Below are 16,835 nucleotides of genomic sequence, written 5' to 3' on the forward strand. Positions count from 1 at the left end.
GGTCCGACATGCCTCTACGGTACATCCATGTAATGGGATGATGGAATCGCTCCTCTGACGACGGAGGCTGACGTGACCGCGACCGGCTCCGATGACACCTGCGCGTTTGTGGTTGACCGCCGACAGGCCATGAAGCTGCTGGGGGTCGGCGCCTTCGCAGCGCTCCTTCCGGACCCTTTCCACGCGACGGCGGCAGCGCAGCTGCCGCCCCTCGACTTTCTGAGCCCGGTCGCACTGGATGGTTCTCCGGCGCAAGCCTTCGCCAGCCACCGCGCCCGAGCCGCCGGGATCGCGCGCTACTTCGCCGCGACGCGGCCGCTTTCCAAGGTGGTCGGGCAGGCGAACGAGGACAACACGGTCGCCCTGATCGGTCACTTCCACGCGGTGCGCAGCGATCCCGCCTTCACGCCGCCCGGCGCTCCGGCTTCGGCGACCGAGGCCCCCGCCGCGTTGCGGCGGCTGCAGCGGGGCACCGGGCTCGTCGGCACCGACGGCGCCAGCACCAAGCGCGACTACGACATGGCGGTGAAGGGCCTGGTGACGCTCGCCTACAGGTATGGCGACCTCCTTGACGCGGGACAGCCGGGCAAGGCAGGTGTCGACGTCATCCTGGACGACCTGATGCCGGCGAGCCTGCAGGGCGGCCACCCGGCGGACATCGAGATCGTCGAGCAATCCTTTCTCGACATCGACACGCCGGAGACCGAAAACCATCTCCTGATGATCGAGAGCAGCCGGTATCTGATCAACCAGTTGCGGCTGGAGCGCACCGGCGACCGAACGTTCGACAATCGCACCAACGGACTGATGCGTTGGCTGCTCGACTATATGCAGCGGGTTCCGCGCTTCGATTTTCTGGAGTTCAACTCGCGCCCTTACGCCCGGCTCTCGCTGCACGCGCTCCTCAACCTCCAGGAGTTCGCCCGCGATCCGGAAATGCGGACCGCTGCGCAGATCCTGCTCGACTACACGATGATGAAGTTCGCCCTGTCGAGCAATCGCGGGCGGCGCGTCGGCCCGTTCCGCCGCCAGCAGCACCGGATCAACCACCAGGCCAACGGCCGGGACGACCTCTACGCCTCCAATGCCGACGAAGTCTGCGGCTTCTTCCTCGCCTCCACCGGCCTCGTTGAGCCGCACGACGCGCAGGCACCGGTGGCGATCCCGCTTCAGCAGGCCTTCAACGCGCTCTTGGGAGGCGCCTCGAGCTATCGCCCGCCGCCGGCCGCCTACACGCTGGCGCTCGACCGAAACACGCCGGCGTCGCTGCACCGCTTCTTCCATGGCCACCGGCCGCGGCTGCCGGCGGGCGAGGATGCCGATCCCGGCCTGGAGATCTACTACCACTCGCCCTCGTTCCTGCTGACGGCGGGTGGGCAGTTCCTGAACAGCGGGTATGGCAGCGACGAGGTCGACCTGTTCAGCAAGCAGGCATGGGAGCAGACCGCGCGTGCCCAGGCCACCACGCTGATCCCGACCCGAGCCGATACGCGCTTCCACGATCTTCTGCGCTTCGAGCCCTATCCGGACCCGCAGGTCGATCCCTATGCCGACGACCGCGACGATCCCGACTGCTATCACACCAAGGGCGTCAACATCGGCGTCACGCGCGGCTTCATGGCCGGAGCCAACCTGCGTCCGGCGGAAAAGAAGACCGTCCTTGAAGATTCAACCTCGGCCGCACCGGCGCTCGCGCTGCACGGCGACCGGCTGATGATCGCCTGGAAGGGGTCGGGCAACGACAACCTGAACGTGGCGACGGTGCAGGCGACATCGCTCCTCGGCATCGACGGCGTCGAGGGGATCCAGGACAAGACGGTTCTCGGCGAGACCAGCGACGCCGCACCTGCCATCGCCTCCGACGGCCGACGGCTGTTTCTCGCCTGGCGGGGCCATGGCAACGAGAAGCTGAACCTCGCCTTCAGCGAGGACTTCGGCGCAACTTGGAAAGGGAAGACCGTCTTCGGCGATACCAGCGATCATGCGCCCGCACTGGCCGTCCACGACAACCAGCTGTTCCTGGCCTGGACCGGGCGGGGCAACGAAAAGCTCAATCTCGCGAAGGCGATCCTCACCGGCAACACGGCGGGCGCGCTCAGCTTCGGCCTCGAAGACAAGCGCGTCCTCGGCGACACCAGCAGCACCGCACCGGCGCTCGCCTCGCACGGGGGCCGGCTGTTTCTCGCCTGGAAGGGCTCGGGGAACGACAACCTGAACCTGATGGCGAGTTCCGACGCGGGCGCCAGCTTCCAGGGCAAGCAGACCTTCGGCGAGACCAGCAGCCATGCCCCGGCGCTCGCCTCCAGCGGCGGCCGGCTGTGCATCGCGTGGAAGGGCTCGGGCAACGAGAACCTCAACGTCGCGAAGGTCGTGCTGATCGGCAACACGGCCGGCGGCTTCGGCATCGAAGGACTGACCGACAAGGTGACGCTGGGCGAGACCAGCACCGAGCCGCCGACGCTTGGCAGCTGGAACGGCTGCCTGTGTCTCGGCTGGAGGGGCGAGGGCGAAGAGCTCCTGAACCTGCGGATCTCGCGCGACGGTCTGTTCCGACCGCTCGGTCCCTGGATCTTCGCCGACCTGACGCCGCTCGGCTTCTACCTCGCGGCCTACCGGGTGCCGGTGACCCATCCGGACCAGCTCGTCGTGCCGCTCGACACGCTCGGCTTCGTTCACGTCGCGGAGAAGGCGGACATGGACCGTCGCCAGATCGATTTCGCGCGGTTCCGCACGTTGACGGAGCAGCGCAACGCCGGGCTGCCGCGATCCTTCGACTATGGCGGCTTCTACGAGTTCCAGAGCGCCGACGACCGCCGCTTCCGGATGTGGTTCGAGCTGACCGGAGCCAAGTACGCGCCGCGGGTGAGCGAAATCGGCGACCCGGAGGGCGATTTCACGACGCTGCCGCTGGTGTCCGGCGATGTCATGCGGTCCCCCGGCGGGCACGACGGGCGCATCGAGATCCAGGATCCGGCCGCCCCAGGATCTCCCCTGGTGCTGGACTACCGCGATGCTGCCAATCCGATCCGCATCGACACCAAGGTCAGCCAGCCGGGTCCCTGGATCGATCGGGTGCTCGCTCTGTTCACCTTCGCGCCGCGCTTGATACAGCTCTCGCAGCCCCTGGACATGCATGCGGCGCTGGCCGACGCCGCATTTCTCTATGACGAGATGCTGCGGCTGAACCCCGACGCGAACGGACCTCGATTGGCGCCAGGCGTCATCCAGGGGCTGGGTACGATCGGCATCGACTTCAGCGTCAGCGACGCCGACCTCAGGGAGTGGCTCGCCAATCCGGACTTCACACCCTATCCGGCGATCGCGGCGAAGCTCCTGTCGATGGGGCGGCGGCTGAAGGCGCCGGTCTATATCGACGTCGTCGCCTTCAACTACGAGAACACCCCTGGCGTCGCCTCGCCGCGCCAGATCTCCGACCTGCGGGACGACGTTCTGGCCGCGGCGCTGCTTGCGGCCTGGAACGTGCGCTATGGCGCGACGCTCACCGACGCGAACCAGATCTTCGCTTGATCCAGCCGGCTCTGCGCCACGCGGAGAGCGGGCGGCGCGGCTCGGTGGCCTGGCGCAGCGTGCGGCGAGTCGGTCGCGTGGGCAGCAGCACCTCGGCCTCGTAAGCTGGTCGCTGTTCCGTCCGCAGCCCCGTGCTGTGCGGGTCACGAGCCCGAAGGGGCTGCGGGAGAACGGTCCAGCGTGGGCGCTTCGGCCCAGACCGCGAAGATGCGGCGCGTGCCGGGCAGGCCGCGGCGAACGGCTCAGATCGAGTGCGAGAAGATGTCCTCGTCGGCCCAGCCCGCAAGATCGAGCTTTGCCCGCGTCGGCAGATAGGCGAAGGAGGCCTTCGCCAGACCGGTGCGACCCTCGCGCTCCAGGCGCTTCATCAGCTCGCCCATGATGTCGTGCAGATAGAGGACGTCGGAGGCGGCGTAGTCGATCTGCGCCTGGCTCAAGGTTTCGGCCGCCCAGTCGGAGGACTGCTGCTGCTTCGACATGTCCACGCCGATCAGCTCGCGCGCCAGATCCTTCAGCCCATGCCGGTCGGTGTAGGTGCGGGTGAGACGCGAGGCGATCTTGGTGCAGAAGATCGGCGTCGTCATCACGCCGAAGGCGTGGAACAGCGCGGCGATGTCGAAGCGGGCGTAGTGGAAGATCTTGGTCTTCGTCTCGTCCAGGAGCAGCCGGCAGAGATTGGGCGCCGCGGTCTGGCCCTTTGCGATCTGCACGAGGTCGGCGGTGCCGTCGCCGGGCGACAGCTGCACCACGCAGAGACGATCGCGCCGGGTGTCGAGCCCGAGTGTCTCCGTGTCGATGGCGACGGGACCGGTATAGGCGGAAAGGTCGGGCAGATCGCCCTTGTGCACGCGGATGGTCATGCGGCGTGTCTGCGCCCGCCCGCGGGGGAGGTCAAGCGCAATTAGGGCCGCCGGCCGTGCGCCCGCCGCCGCCGCCGCGCAAGGTCAGGCGGGGCGCCGCTCATGCCGCCTCGATGTCGGTCGCGGCGAACTTCGGCCCCTTGTAGAGGAGAGGCTGGCGATAGTAGCGGGCGCAGGCATAGGTGAAGCAGTCGCCCGTGTTGAGCCCGCCGCTCGCGCCGCGCCCACGTCCGAACCGGGCATAGGCGTCGAGGGCGAGGCCGGCCACCTGGGGCGGCATGGAGACCACCTGGATCGTCATGAGGTCGAGGAAGCGGCGGACTGCCTCCTCCGCCTCGGCCACCGCGAGCCCCAGATCGCGCGACACGGCGGCGACGGCCTCGTAGACGGCGATGGGGGAGGCGAAGCGCTTGTTCGAGGTCTGCAGGCGCGCGGCGAAGATGCGCGCCTCGTCCTCGTCTGTGAGCATGGCCATCAGCACCGACCCGTCGACGAACATCAGGCGCGCTCAGGCCGCGCGCGCGCCTGCAGATCGCGGCAGAACTCGGCGGCGAGATCGGCGAGCGAGGGCTTGGCCTTCTCCCGCTCGAGCTCGTGTTCGAGCGCGAGATGCACGGCCTCGGTCAGTCCGACCTTCTTGATCTCGGCGACCTTGCGGGCGAGCGCATCGGTCTCCGGGTTCTTGATGTGGAAGGGCATTCCGTCGCTCCCGCTGGTCTAGCAGGATAGATATACAAGGCTATCCGGATCCGCAAATACGGGCGTTGCACGCTGCGCTCGCGGGTTGTCGGTCTATCCAGCAACGATTGCCGTCTATCCGCTCGCCTGTATCGCGCGGCGGGATTCGGCCCGCTCCATCCCCCTCACCCGTCTCCGGCAAGGCATCGCCAACTGGAGTCACCGAGACAGCCCAACCCGCGGCCTCATCACCGCCCGAACGGCGGCCGCAACCCATACAGACGGTGAACCTCGATGGTCTATCGGCTCTGGATAGACGTCTGAGACGGGGGCTAGCCCGGCCGGTCTAGACGCCTGCCCGGCACGGCCTGCATCTGCCCCGTACAGGCTAGCGGACGGCCGGAGCACCCGCAGGATCGCGAGCTCGTATCGAGGCAACGCCGACGCACGTCCAGCCGCCATGGCGGATGCTCGCGACGAATCCGATTTTCATGATCTGCAAAGGATTTGCAAGCTCGCCGGGGGCGGCACGAGGATCGTGATGCGACCGGTGCGGGCTGTCGAAAGCGCGCAGGCGGGAGCTCAATGCTCAGACGCGTGCGGCGCGGCCGCCGAAGCCGCCACGCGCATGATCACTGTCGACTTGCGGGATTGGTGCCCAGGAAAGGACTCGAACCTTCACGCCTCGCGGCACACGGACCTGAACCGTGCGCGTCTACCAATTCCGCCACCTGGGCACGGCGGGGACCTTTAGTTTTATGAAGAGAGCGTGTCAACGGCCTTCTGCCGCTTCGTGCGGCGGCTGCGTCAGGGCGCTCCGTCGCCCCGCCGGCGGACGCTTGCAGCGGGTCGGTCAGCCGCCGCCAGGGGCGGGTCGCTCACTCCGCCGCGCCGGAACGGCAAAAGCCTTTCCGCCCGGCGCGTTTGCCGGTATTGAGACGCGAAATGACATGAGCGCGGACGGCACGACGAGAGGCGGCAGACGATGACGGTGGACAAGGACAGGCTGGTCACGGTGTTCGGCGGCACGGGCTTCCTCGGACGTTACGTCGTTCGGGCCCTGGCCAAGCGCGGGTTCCGGGTGCGTGTCGGCACCCGCCGGCCGGATCTCGCCTACCATCTGCAGCCGGCCGGCAACATGGGCCAGGTGCATCCGGTTCAGGCGAATCTGCGCTATCGCTGGTCGGTCGACCGGGCGGTGGAAGGCGCCGACCACGTCGTCAACCTCGTGGGGCTCCTCGCCGAATCGGGCCGGCAGAGCTTCCGTGCCTTGCATCTTGAGGGCGCGCGCGGCGTCGCCGAAGCCGCGAAGGCGATCGGGGCGGGGATGACGCAGGTGTCGGCGATCGGCGCGGACGCCGCGTCCGACAGCCTCTACGCCCGAACCAAGGCGGCGGGCGAGCAAGCCGTGCTCGAGACGCTGCCCGGCGCCTACGTGCTGCGCCCCTCGCTCCTGTTCGGGCCCGAGGACGACTTCTTCAACCGCTTCGCCGGGATGGCGCGCTTCGCCCCGGCGCTGCCGCTGATCGGCGGCGGCACGACCCACTTCCAGCCGGTCTACGTCAACGACGTCGCCGAGGCGATCGCCGAGACGGTGCAGGGCAAGGTGGCCGGCGGCACCATCTACGAGCTCGGAGGCCCGGAGATCCGGACCTTCCGTGAGCTGATGGAGGATATGCTCGAGGTCATCGACCGCAAGCGCGCGCTGATGAGCCTGCCCTTCGGCCTCGCGAGCCGACTGGCGAAACTCGCGCAATATGTCCCGGGCCAGCCGCTCACGCCCGACCAGGTGACGCAGCTGCGCCGCGACAACGTCGTCGCCGACGCCGCGATCGCGGAGGGGCGTACTCTGGCCGCCTTCGGCATCCGCCCGACATCGCTCGAGACGATCCTGCCGACCTATCTCGTGCGCTTCCGTCCGCTGGGCCAGTTCACCCGCGTCGGCACCGGCTCCGACGCCCAGGGGCCGACCGAGCTCGTCTGATCTCGGGGGCGCCGACCCGAAGCGAGGCAGGCCGTCCGGCTCACTCGGCGCGCGGCGCGCCGTGATCGGTGACGCGGTCGCCGCGCAGCGCCAGGTCGGCGTCGATCTCGTGCGGCTTCGGCGCCGGGCTCACGGTGAGGAGCAGTACGATCCCGACCAGGCCGACGCCGATCCGCCACCAGGCGAAGGGCGCAAAGCCGTGGCGCGAGACGAAATCGAGCAGCACCCGCACCACCACCACGGCCGCGACGAAGGCCGCGGCGAAGCCGATCGCGATCAGCCAGAGGTCCGACGAGGAAAGCAGGTCGCGGCTCTTGTAGAAGTCGTAGACGAAGGCACCGGCCATCGTCGGCATCGCCAGGAAGAAGGAGAACTCGGCGGCCGAGCGCTTGTCGGTGCCGAGGAGCAGCGCGCCGGCAATCGTCGATCCCGAGCGCGAGGTGCCCGGGATCAGAGCCAGGCACTGGAAGAACCCGATCTTCAGGCAGAGCGACAGCGGGTAGTCCATCACGTCGCGGTAGCGCACCTTCAGCGGCAGGCGGTCGATGACGAGGAGCAGGATCCCGCCGACCAGGAGCGCCACGCAGATCACCATCGGCGTCTCGAACAGGACGCGCTTGATGAAGTCATGCGCGATGACGCCGATGATCGCCGCCGGCAGGAAGGCGAGCGCGATGCCGGCGACGAACCGCCGGCTGCGCGGGCTGGAGGGCAGGCTGGTCGCCAGCTGCCAGAGCCGGGCAAAATAGACCACCACGATCGCCAGAACCGCGCCGAGCTGGATCACCACCTCGAAGACGTGGCCGGTGGAGCGGAAGCCGAGGAACTGGCCGAGCAGCAGGATGTGGCCGGTCGAGGAAACCGGCAGGAATTCGGTGAGGCCTTCGGTGAGGCCGAGAATGACGGCGTCGAGGGCGGAGTTCTGCATCGTCATCCCGGCTTAGCGTGCGTCGCGTGATCTACCGCGGTGGCGCTGACCTGAGGCTGTTTTGTGGCCGACCACCGGTCCTCCCGCCGAGCGAAGCTGGCTGCGGACGGCTTGCGTCGCCGGACACCCGGCCTATGTCGCTGACAGGAAGCAGCCCGCGAGACTGGGCGCTTTTAAGGATTTCCCAGTGGTTGCGGCGGGTTAGATGCCGTTAACCAGGCAGCGTCTAAAGTCGTCATGACCCTTCTCGAAGCCGGCTCGCGTATCCGGTCGGACACATCACACACGATGCTCAGGCTCCACCACCATCCCATGTCGACCGCCTCCCGCTTCGTGCGCCTCGTGCTCGGCGAATACGGCGAGCGCGCCGAGATGCTGGAGGAGCGGCCTTGGGAGCGGCGCAAGGAGTTTCTGGCGCTGAACCCGGCGGCGACGTTGCCGATCCTGATCGAGGACAACGGGCCGCCGATCGTCGGCGGCGTCGTCATCGGGGAGTATCTCGACGAGACCCGGGGTGCCTTCCAGCGCGACCGGCGGCTCTTGGCCGAGAAGCCGATCGAGCGGGCGGAGATGCGGCGCCTGACCGAGTGGTTTCTCCTCAAGCTCGAGGCGGAGGTGACGCGCTATCTGGTGCGCGAGCGGGTCTACAAGCTGGACATGCGGCCGGAGGAGGGCGGCGGCCCACCCGATGCCGCGGCGATTCGTGCCGCACGGGCCAACCTCAAGCATCACCTGCGCTATGTCGGCTGGCTCGCCGAGAGCCGCAACTGGCTCGCCGGCCCCCGCCTGTCCTATGCCGACTTCTCCGCCGCGGCCGCCTTCTCGATCCTCGACTATCTCGGCGAGATCGCCTGGGAGAAGGAGCCGGCCGCCAAGGAATGGTACGTGCGGATCAAGTCGCGCCCCTCCTTCCGGCCCTTCCTGACCGAGCGGGTGCGCGGCATTCCGCCGGTGCCGCATTACGCCGAACTCGACTTTTAGACTATTGAGGGGGCATGACCGCCCCGGCCCTTCCCCTCGCGCGGAACGCGCTGAAGGATTTCGTGTGCGAGGACGCCCGGCGCCTCGGCTTTGACGCCGTGGGCTTCGCTCTGGCCGAAACCGATGTCGTCCTCGGCGAGCGGCTCGACGCCTTCGTCGCCGCGGGCCTGCACGGGACGATGGACTGGCTGCCGGAGACGGCCGCACGCCGGCGCTCGGCGAAGGCCTTGTGGCCGCAGGTGCGCTCGATCGTGGTGCTCGGGCTGAACTACGGGCCTGAGGAGGACCCGCTGTCGATCCTGTCGCGGCCCGACCGGGGCGCCATCTCGGTCTATGCCCGCCACCGCGACTATCACGACGTGATCAAGGGCAAGCTGAAGGAACTGGCGTCGCGGCTTGTCGCCCGCGCGGGCGCGGGTCACGACGTGAAGGTCTTCGTCGACACCGCGCCGGTGATGGAAAAGCCGCTCGGCGAGACGGCAGGCCTTGGCTGGCAGGGCAAGCATACCAATCTCGTGAGCCGCGACTTCGGCTCCTGGCTGTTCCTCGGCTCGATCTTCACCACCATCCGCTTCGAGCCGGACAGGCCGGGCCGCGACCTGTGCGGCTCCTGCCGCGCCTGCCAGGATGCCTGTCCGACCGACGCCTTTCCGCAGCCCTACCGGCTCGATGCGCGCCGCTGCATCTCCTATCTCACGATCGAAACGAAGCGCGCCGTGCCGCGCGAGCTGCGGCCGGCCATCGGCAACCGGATCTATGGCTGCGACGACTGCCTCGCCGTCTGTCCATGGAACAAGTTCGCTGAGGCCGGGCGCGAGGCGAAGCTGCGGGCGCGCGAGGACCTTGGTGCGCCGCCGCTCGACCGCCTGCTGGCGCTCGACGATGCGGGCTTCCGGGCGCTCTTTTCCGGCTCGCCGATCAAGCGGATCGGGCGCGACAAGTTCGTCTCGAACTGCCTCATTGCGGCAGGAAACTCTGGAGAAGAAGGGCTCGTTCCGCTGGTGGAACGCTTGCTCGGCGACCCGGCGCCGGTCGTGCGGGCCATGGCCGTCTGGGCGCTCGCACGCCTCGACCCGCAACGCAGCCGCCTTGCTCGTCCGGCGCGGCTGGCCGACGAGGACGACACAGCCGTCTGCGCAGAGTGGGCGGCCATCGATGAAGGAGCGGAGCGATGACATCGCACTCGATACGAGAACACAACCGGACCTCTTACGAGAAGGCGTGCGCCGCGCTGCGCGGTGACGTCCGGCCGGCGACGGCTGTGGGCGCGACGGCGCTCGGCGCGGCGGCCGTCGGCGCGCTGTCGCTGGGCGGGCTCGCGCTGGGCGCAATCGCCGTCGGCGCGTTCGCCATCGGGCGCCTGTCGGTCGGGCGCGCCACGCTGAAGCAGGGCGACATCGGCCACCTGCGGATCGGCCATCTCGAGATCGGGGCCCTGACGTCGCTCGGCGGCAGAGCGAATGAGATGGCGTGACCATGCGGCTCTTCGTCTTCGGCTGTGGCTACTCGGCCTCGCATTTCATTCATCGCCTGCCCGCCGGCGCTCGTGCCGTCGGCGTAACGAGCCGCTCCGCGGACAAGCTCGAGCACTTTCGCGCCGATGGCATGCCGGCCTTCCGTTTCGATGGAGGGGACGCCGAGGCGGGCATTGCCGAAGCCTTGGCCGTCACCACGCATCTCCTGATCTCGATCGCGCCGGGCGAAGCCGGCGACCCGGTGCTCGCGACCCAGCGCTCCCGCGTTCTCGATCAGATGCCTGCCCTGCGCTGGATCGGGTATCTTTCGACGGTCGGGGTCTACGGCGATCATGGCGGCGCGTGGGTCGACGAGACTGGGCCTCTCAGACCGGTGTCGAAACGGTCGGTGCAGCGCGTCGAGGCCGAGGCCGGCTGGCAGGCGCTGGCGGATGCGCGCGACGTGCCGCTCGCGATCCTCAGGCTGTCCGGCATCTACGGCCCCGGGCGCAGCGCAATCGAAAATCTGCGAGCCGGCACCGCGCGGCGGCTGGTGAAGCCGGGCCAGGTGTTCAACCGCATCCACGTTGCCGACATCGCGGGCGCGCTCCGGCTCTTGTCGGCTCAGGCGCGCGGTGGCGTCTTCAACGTGACGGACGACGAGCCGGCACCGCCCCAGGATGTCGTGGCCTATGCGGCCGGCCTCCTCGGCATCGATCCCCCTGCGGAGATCGCATTTGACACGGCCGATCTCACGCCGATGGCACGTTCGTTCTACGGCGAGAACAAAAGGGTGCGGAACGAACGGCTAAAATCCGCCGGCTACGAATTTTTATTTCCGACTTATCGAGAAGGGCTGAAAAACGTTCTAACGCCCTGATTCGCGGGGGTTTCAGAGGAAGGTAACCGGCGGCGGAAGCGTACGCGGAACGCTTGCGGCAGGGAACCGTCACGTTTTTGCCAGAACCGACCATCAAACGCCCGAACCGGCGCGGGGTTCCGACGGGGGTTCCGAGGGGTCTGATCCAACCGATTCCCGCGCAAGTACAACGGGATAAGGTACGGACTATTGACCAAGACGACGCTCGTCGCCACGCTGCTGCTCGCTCTCAGTTCCGCCGTCACGCCGCCACTCGTCACACCCGCGGCCGCCAAAACCTCCTGCGGGGGCGCCTCCTGGTATGCGCTCAACTCGCGCACCGCCTCCGGCGAGATGATGAACCCGGACGCCATGACCGCCGCCCACCGCACGCTGGCACTCGGCACCCGCGTCAGGGTCACCAACCTCAAGAACGGCCGCACGGTGGTCGTGCGGATCAACGACCGGGGTCCGTTCATCAAGGGCCGGGTGATCGACCTGTCGCGCGGCGCTGCCCGCAAGCTCGGTTTCATCCAGGCCGGCCATACGCGGGTGCAGATCCAGCCGGCGGACAGCGACGGCGGCATCAGCTGCGCCTGATCACGCTGTTCGATGGCGGCGGCCGCAGGAGGAGATGGCCGCCGCAACCGCAGTCACCCAGCGCGTGCGGACCGTGGCCGAGATCGACGACGCGCTGAGCGGGCTCGCCGAAGGTCGGCTCGACAGGCGGGATCCGCTCCGAGATGCCCGCCCGGACTCGACCACTTGCGCATCGACCTCAACAAGGCGCTGGATCGTCTGGAGGCGGTGATCGGTCGGGTCCAGAGCTCGTCTGGAACGATCGGCGAGGCCATGACCGAGATCCCGGCCGCCCGACCGGTCGCTCGGCGTCGAGGCGAAGCCGCGCCGGTCTGTCCTTCAGCGCTCGATGCGGTCGATGAACCAGCGGGTGAGGCGGGTCCAGACCTCGTCCTTTTCGGCGAAGTCCTCGACCCCGTGCTCGAGGTTCGGATTGTCGTTGACCTCGATCAGGAACAGCCCGTCGCGGGTCTCCTTGAGATCGACACCGTAGAAGCCGTCGCCGATGCAGCGCGCCGCCCTGAGGCCGCAGTCGAGCACCTCAGGCGGCGCGTCGGGAAGGGTGAAGGCCTTGAAGCGGCCCTCGTCCGGCCGGCCGGGCCGGTCGTGATTGATGATCTGCCAGTGCGCCTTGGCCATCATGTACTGCACGGCAAAGAGCGGCTGTCCGCCAAGAACGCCGATCCGCCAGTCGAACTCGGTCGGCATGTATTTCTGCGCAATCAGGAGGTCGGTGTCCTCGAGCCAGGCGGTCGCAAGGGCCTCCAGCTCGGCGCGATCGGCGACACGCTTCACGCCGCGCGAGAACGAGCCGTCGGGGATCTTCAAGACCATCGGAAAGCCGAGGTCGTCGCAGGCGCGCTCGAAGTCCTCCTTGCCGCCGATCATCACCGAGGGCGGCGTGCCGACCCCGTTCGCCTCCATCAGCTCGTTCAGATAGACCTTGTTGGTGCAGCGGATCATCGAGATCGGGTCGTCGATGACGGGCATTCCCTCCTGCACCGCACGGCGGGCGAAGCGATAGGTGTGGTCGGAGATCGAGGTCGTCTCGCGGATGAACAGCGCATCGAAATTGGCGAGCCGCGGCAGATCCTTCCGCGTGATGGGCTCGACGTCGACGCCCATGCGGCCGGCGATCCGCGCCCAGTGCTTCAGACTGTCGACCGAGGAGGGCGGCAGCTGCTCCTTCGGATCGTAGAGGGTGGCGAAGGTATACTTAGCCGGCGTCTTCGCCTTGCCGGGCCGCCATTCGCGCGCCGTGTAGCGGGCGAGCGCGGCGTGCAGCCGGCTCGTCTCGACGGCGTCGAGCTTGCCGAGCGGGGCAAAGCCGATCTTGCGGATCTTCGGCACTTCGGTGTCGCTCTCGAGGGTGATCTCGAGCGCCGGGGCGCGGAACCAGTCGAACACCAGCTTGCCGAAGCGCTCGAGCTTCGGCTCGTCGCAGAAGCCGAAATAGATCCGGATCGGCGAGGCCGGCCGCTCGTCGGTCTTGCCGAAGGCTCGCGCCAGGACCGCGTCGAGCTCGGGCAGGGCGTTCTCGTAGAGCTTCTTCTCCGACAGGTCGATCATCGTCTCCACGGACGGCACGATGCGGTGGCCGCGGGCCTCGGCGAGCAGCGAGGCATAGTAGCCGCGGCTCTGATAGGCGTAGGTGCGCGAGAGGTTGATGATCTTCGGGCGCTGGCCTCGAAACAGCGCCGGACGCGCGATGTAGTCGCGGCTGGTCATGATCTTGTGCGGGGTCGCGGCATTGTCGAGGTCGGAGGGCCGGCCGACCAGTATGACCCATTGTGACATCGGTTCTCTCGAAATGCCGCCTCAGGAGACAAGGCGGAACGGCCGCGGGTGGGTCAGCGAAATCGGGTCGGCCATTGCAGCCAAATCATGGCGGCAGCGCGTGGCGCTGCACTTTATCGCGCCGACGGTCGAGGTGAAGAGTTCAGCCGCGTCGGCTGAGAAAAACCGCCGCCCGCAGGCCGATCTTGCCGAAGCGGGCGATGCGGTCGAAGGTGGCGTAGGGGATCGGCAGGCTGGCGGCGTCGGCGATCGTTTCGCCGCGCTCGTCCTCGACCCAAGGGTCGTGGATCACGATGTGCCGCCCGTCGTCGCCATGGGCCAGAACCCAGTGCGGCACCTTCTTGCCGAACATGTGGTAGCCGGAGATCAACACGACCGCGGTCTTGCCGGCGGCGATCGCTTCGCGGATGTCGGCGACGGTGAACGGACGGATCAGGACGGGAATACTATACGCCTCCGCCCGGGCTCGGAAATCTTCTTGGACGACGGCCATCACCTTCTGCTTTTCGGCGCTGCGCACGCTGTCGAGGAAGAGGCCGCCCGGCTCCGACACGTGGATCTCGGAGGCGAGCCCGAACTCGTGGGCGGCGACCGCCAGGCCGTAGGGATCGCAGCCGCCAGGCCCTGACATCATGAAGATCGTCGTCGCCTCGCGCCACAGGCGCAGCTCCAGCACCGGGCTCATCAGCGTGCCCGGCACGTCGCGCGCGAGCGCCATCATCAGGCAGCAGGCGCCGCAGGTGAAGTCGGTGGTCTGCTCGTAGTAGGGCACGCCGCCATCGAGCGGCAGGTCGCCGCGCAGCGTCTTCTCGAAGCGCAGCGCCGGCATGTGATCGGCGTAGTAGTCGAGGTAGCGCCCGATCGGCCGGAAGCCCTCGCTGCGATAGAGGCCGATGGCGCGGGTATTGTCCTCGCGCACCTCGAGCCGGAGCGCGATGCGGTCGCGCTCGAACGCCTCCCGTTCGACCGCTTTCAGGAGCGTCCGGCCGATGCCGCGGCCGCTCGATTCACGTGAAACGGCGAGCGAATAAAGCCGCGCGAGCGCCGTGCCGGCCCGGAACAGGAGTGCCCCGTAGCCAAGCAGCGCCGCTTCCTTGTCGCTCGTCTCGGCGAGCACGATGCTGGCACTCGGCGACTGCAGCAGCGCCCGGAAGGAGCGGCGCGAGATGCGGTCGGCGTCGAACACCGCATTCTCCAGCGCCACCAGGCGGTCGAGATCGGCGAGTGTCGCGAGCCGCAGGCGAATGGCCGTGGTCGGTGCGGTGGGCGCCGCGGCCGGTGAGGCAGGGGTAAGGGAACGCGCAGGGGATGCCATCGAATCGCTCCGCAGGTGAGCCCCTCTTCATACGCCCGGCGCAGACGGGTGGCGACCGGCCTCGCCGCCGCAGGATGGCACCGGCTCAGCGCCGGCCGCGCGTCGGGGCGTAGAAGTCGGGCGGCTTGCCGGCGATCCAGCGCAGGAACGGCTGCAGCTGCGGCACGTCGCTCAGGCGCTCGCCGGACGCCTCCAGCCGCGCCAGCTCGTGATTGGTGAATGTGGCGTGTAGGGTGCGGTGGCAGATCGGATGGACTGGCACCGTCGCCCGCCCGCCGCGGCTCTTGGGCAGCGGATGATGCCACTCGACCCGGCGCCCGAGCGGCCGGCCGCAGAGCCAGCAGGCGTTCGGCGTGTCGGCAGACGCTCGTTCCGCGGCCAGCGCCGCCAGCTCCTTCTCGCGCCACTTCGCTTTCGGCACGACCCCGTTTCCGTGTACCTGCTACCGGGTCATCAGGCCGAGCGCCTCGCGACGGTGGAAGCGCCAGTTGAGCACCACGGCAGCGATCGCGAGGCTGATGGCGAGGCCCCACCAGATGCCGCTCGCCCCCCAATGGGCGACGAAGCAGAGGAGATAGGCGGCCGGCAGCCCGATCAACCAGTAGCCGGTGACTGCCAGCAGCATCGGGGTGCGGGTGTCCTTCAGTCCGCGCAGCAGTCCGGCGCCGATCACCTGCAGCGCGTCGACGATCTGGAAGGCGGCGGCGATGCCGAGGAGGGGCACGGCGAAGAGCAGCACCTCGCCGGCATTCGGATTGCCCGGATCGAGATAGAGGCCGATCAGCCAGGCCGGTAGCGTCCAGAACAGGCTGGCGCACAGGAGCGCGATCACCGCGGCGACGGCGAGAACCACCGTCGCGCCGCGCGCCAGGCCGATCCGGTCGCCGCGCCCGTAGGCGAGCCCGACGCGGATGGTCGCGGCGTTGGACAGGCCGAGCGGGATCATGAAGGCGGTCGACGCGAGCTGCAGCGCGATGCCGTGCGCGGCGAGTGCGATGGTGCCGAGCCAGCCCATCATGATCGAGGCGGCGTAGAAGAGCCCGACTTCCGCGACGATGGACGCACCGATCGGCCAGCCGAGCCGCAGCACCTCGCCGAGCGCCGGCCAGTCGGGCCGCCAGAAGCGTGCATAGAGCTCGTACTTGCGCAGCGCCGGCCGGGTCAGCGTGTAGGCGAGGAGCATCAGGAAGATCGCGACATGCGTGCCGAGCGAGGCCGCCGCGGCGCCGACCACGCCGAATGCCGGGGCGCCGAAGCGGCCGAAGATCAGCGCGTAGTCGAGGACACCGTTGAGGAGGGCGCCGGCGGCCGTCGCCCAGAGCACCACATGGGCGCGCGACAGCACGGCGAGATAGGAGCGCAGCACCATCAGGAGCAGCGCCGGCAGCATGCCCCATTGCAGCACCCGCATGTAGGCGCCGGCGAGTGCGGCCGTCTCGGGTTCCTGCCGGAGCCAGACGAGGATCGTCTCGGTGTGCCAGAGCGGGATCTGGACGAGGAGCGCGTAGGCCGACAGGAGCCAGATGCCCATGCGGACCGAGCGGCGCACGCCGCGGGGGTCGCCGCGTCCCTCGGCGTCGGCTGCGAGCGGCATGACGGCATGGGCGAAGCCCGAGCCGAACATCCAGACGAGGAAGAAGAGCTGCGTCGCGAGCAGACCGGCGGCGAGCTCGCGTGCGCCGAGCCAGCCCATCATCACCGTGTCGGTGACGTTGATCGCCGTCTGCGCCAGCTGCGCCCCGACCAGCGGCAAGCCGAGGGCGAGCGTGGCGCGAAGGTGCGAGCCCCAGCTCTCGGCCTTCGCGCGCGCCGGCGCGGCTTCGAGCTCGGTACTGGACATCGTCGCCTCCGCTGGACACGCGGCGCCGCCGC

15 protein-coding genes and 1 tRNA gene are annotated in these 16,835 nt (G+C 68.6%); 7 read left to right on the forward strand and 9 right to left on the reverse strand.

Annotated elements, in window-relative coordinates; translation table 11 throughout:
* The first annotated feature begins 129 nt into the window (after nucleotides 1–129).
* Entirely contained in the window at nucleotides 130–3,528 is a 3,399-nt protein-coding gene (locus tag NPA30_RS09220) for a hypothetical protein (protein WP_256802332.1), read from the forward strand.
* Between the two features lie 242 nt (nucleotides 3,529–3,770).
* Here NPA30_RS09220 and NPA30_RS09225 read toward each other — a convergent pair whose 3' ends face one another.
* From NPA30_RS09225 to NPA30_RS09240, 4 genes are all read right to left on the reverse strand, one after another.
* Nucleotides 3,771–4,388 carry a ribonuclease D gene (locus NPA30_RS09225; protein ID WP_256802333.1) on the reverse strand — a complete coding sequence of 206 codons (618 nt, stop codon included), beginning with the start codon at nucleotides 4,386–4,388 and terminating at the stop codon, nucleotides 3,771–3,773.
* A gap of 100 nt (nucleotides 4,389–4,488) precedes the next feature.
* A complete protein-coding gene (locus NPA30_RS09230) occupies nucleotides 4,489–4,887 on the reverse strand; it encodes a type II toxin-antitoxin system VapC family toxin (RefSeq protein WP_256802334.1) in 399 nt (132 codons plus the stop codon).
* Nucleotides 4,887–5,087 (reverse strand): type II toxin-antitoxin system VapB family antitoxin, encoded by a 201-nt coding sequence (locus tag NPA30_RS09235; RefSeq protein ID WP_256802335.1) that lies wholly within the window; start codon nucleotides 5,085–5,087, stop codon nucleotides 4,887–4,889. The genes NPA30_RS09230 and NPA30_RS09235 overlap by 1 nt, the downstream gene beginning before the upstream one ends.
* Before the next feature lie 631 nt (nucleotides 5,088–5,718).
* Nucleotides 5,719–5,803 (reverse strand) — tRNA-Leu (locus NPA30_RS09240).
* Between the two features lie 248 nt (nucleotides 5,804–6,051).
* Between NPA30_RS09240 and NPA30_RS09245 the strand changes: the two genes are divergently transcribed.
* Nucleotides 6,052–7,050 (forward strand): complex I NDUFA9 subunit family protein, encoded by a 999-nt coding sequence (locus NPA30_RS09245; RefSeq protein ID WP_256802336.1) that lies wholly within the window; start codon nucleotides 6,052–6,054, stop codon nucleotides 7,048–7,050.
* A 40-nt stretch (nucleotides 7,051–7,090) separates the two neighbouring features.
* Here NPA30_RS09245 and NPA30_RS09250 read toward each other — a convergent pair whose 3' ends face one another.
* A complete protein-coding gene (locus tag NPA30_RS09250) occupies nucleotides 7,091–7,978 on the reverse strand; it encodes an undecaprenyl-diphosphate phosphatase (RefSeq protein ID WP_256802337.1) in 888 nt (295 codons plus the stop codon).
* Nucleotides 7,979–8,266: 288 nt separating this feature from the next.
* Here NPA30_RS09250 and NPA30_RS09255 point away from each other — a divergent pair, with 288 nt between their 5' ends.
* The 5 genes from NPA30_RS09255 (at nucleotide 8,267) to NPA30_RS09275 (ending at nucleotide 11,872) form a co-directional block, all read left to right on the forward strand.
* A complete protein-coding gene (locus NPA30_RS09255; RefSeq protein ID WP_256802338.1) occupies nucleotides 8,267–8,959 on the forward strand; it encodes a glutathione S-transferase family protein in 693 nt (230 codons plus the stop codon).
* A 14-nt stretch (nucleotides 8,960–8,973) separates the two neighbouring features.
* Entirely contained in the window at nucleotides 8,974–10,134 is a 1,161-nt protein-coding gene (gene queG / locus NPA30_RS09260; protein WP_256802339.1) for a tRNA epoxyqueuosine(34) reductase QueG, read from the forward strand.
* Nucleotides 10,131–10,433, forward strand: coding sequence for a hypothetical protein (locus tag NPA30_RS09265; RefSeq protein ID WP_256802340.1), 303 nt, complete (start codon nucleotides 10,131–10,133; stop codon nucleotides 10,431–10,433). Before queG ends, NPA30_RS09265 begins: the two co-directional genes overlap by 4 nt.
* Before the next feature lie 185 nt (nucleotides 10,434–10,618).
* On the forward strand, nucleotides 10,619–11,293 hold the full coding sequence (locus NPA30_RS09270; RefSeq protein WP_306228811.1) for an SDR family oxidoreductase: 675 nt from the start codon (nucleotides 10,619–10,621) through the stop codon (nucleotides 11,291–11,293).
* 189 nt (nucleotides 11,294–11,482) lie between these two features.
* Nucleotides 11,483–11,872 (forward strand): septal ring lytic transglycosylase RlpA family protein, encoded by a 390-nt coding sequence (locus NPA30_RS09275; protein ID WP_372338776.1) that lies wholly within the window; start codon nucleotides 11,483–11,485, stop codon nucleotides 11,870–11,872.
* Between the two features lie 318 nt (nucleotides 11,873–12,190).
* Here the strand turns inward: NPA30_RS09275 and NPA30_RS09280 are convergent, their stop codons facing one another.
* From NPA30_RS09280 to NPA30_RS09295, 4 genes are all read right to left on the reverse strand, one after another.
* Nucleotides 12,191–13,648, reverse strand: a complete 1,458-nt coding sequence (locus NPA30_RS09280) for a RimK family protein (RefSeq protein WP_256802341.1) — start codon at nucleotides 13,646–13,648, stop codon at nucleotides 12,191–12,193.
* A 142-nt stretch (nucleotides 13,649–13,790) separates the two neighbouring features.
* Nucleotides 13,791–14,963: a peptidase C39 family protein gene (locus NPA30_RS09285; RefSeq protein WP_256802342.1), complete on the reverse strand. Its 1,173-nt coding sequence runs from the start codon at nucleotides 14,961–14,963 to the stop codon at nucleotides 13,791–13,793.
* Between the two features lie 85 nt (nucleotides 14,964–15,048).
* The gene (locus tag NPA30_RS09290; RefSeq protein ID WP_256802343.1) at nucleotides 15,049–15,384 is read right to left on the reverse strand and encodes an HNH endonuclease; all 336 of its coding nucleotides are present in this window, start codon (nucleotides 15,382–15,384) and stop codon (nucleotides 15,049–15,051) included.
* Nucleotides 15,385–15,405: 21 nt separating this feature from the next.
* Nucleotides 15,406–16,803, reverse strand: coding sequence for an MATE family efflux transporter (locus tag NPA30_RS09295; protein ID WP_256802344.1), 1,398 nt, complete (start codon nucleotides 16,801–16,803; stop codon nucleotides 15,406–15,408).
* Nucleotides 16,804–16,835: the final 32 nt, after the last annotated feature.

It is taken from the genome of Mangrovibrevibacter kandeliae (assembly GCF_024519155.1).
GTDB lineage: Bacteria > Pseudomonadota > Alphaproteobacteria > Rhizobiales > Rhizobiaceae > Mangrovibrevibacter > Mangrovibrevibacter kandeliae.

Bases quoted from the DNA above. Each gene is read 5' to 3' on its own strand.
- NPA30_RS09265 (WP_256802340.1), top strand. From the start codon at position 10,131: ATGACATCGCACTCGATACGAGAACACAACCGGACCTCTTACGAGAAG.
- NPA30_RS09295 (WP_256802344.1), bottom strand. From the start codon at position 16,803: ATGTCCAGTACCGAGCTCGAAGCCGCGCCGGCGCGCGCGAAGGCCGAG.
- queG (WP_256802339.1), top strand. From the start codon at position 8,974: ATGACCGCCCCGGCCCTTCCCCTCGCGCGGAACGCGCTGAAGGATTTC.
- NPA30_RS09220 (WP_256802332.1), top strand. From the start codon at position 130: ATGAAGCTGCTGGGGGTCGGCGCCTTCGCAGCGCTCCTTCCGGACCCT.
- NPA30_RS09285 (WP_256802342.1), bottom strand. From the start codon at position 14,963: ATGGCATCCCCTGCGCGTTCCCTTACCCCTGCCTCACCGGCCGCGGCG.
- NPA30_RS09250 (WP_256802337.1), bottom strand. From the start codon at position 7,978: ATGCAGAACTCCGCCCTCGACGCCGTCATTCTCGGCCTCACCGAAGGC.
- NPA30_RS09225 (WP_256802333.1), bottom strand. From the start codon at position 4,388: ATGACCATCCGCGTGCACAAGGGCGATCTGCCCGACCTTTCCGCCTAT.
- NPA30_RS09230 (WP_256802334.1), bottom strand. From the start codon at position 4,887: ATGTTCGTCGACGGGTCGGTGCTGATGGCCATGCTCACAGACGAGGAC.
- NPA30_RS09255 (WP_256802338.1), top strand. From the start codon at position 8,267: ATGCTCAGGCTCCACCACCATCCCATGTCGACCGCCTCCCGCTTCGTG.
- NPA30_RS09280 (WP_256802341.1), bottom strand. From the start codon at position 13,648: ATGTCACAATGGGTCATACTGGTCGGCCGGCCCTCCGACCTCGACAAT.
- NPA30_RS09245 (WP_256802336.1), top strand. From the start codon at position 6,052: ATGACGGTGGACAAGGACAGGCTGGTCACGGTGTTCGGCGGCACGGGC.
- NPA30_RS09235 (WP_256802335.1), bottom strand. From the start codon at position 5,087: ATGCCCTTCCACATCAAGAACCCGGAGACCGATGCGCTCGCCCGCAAG.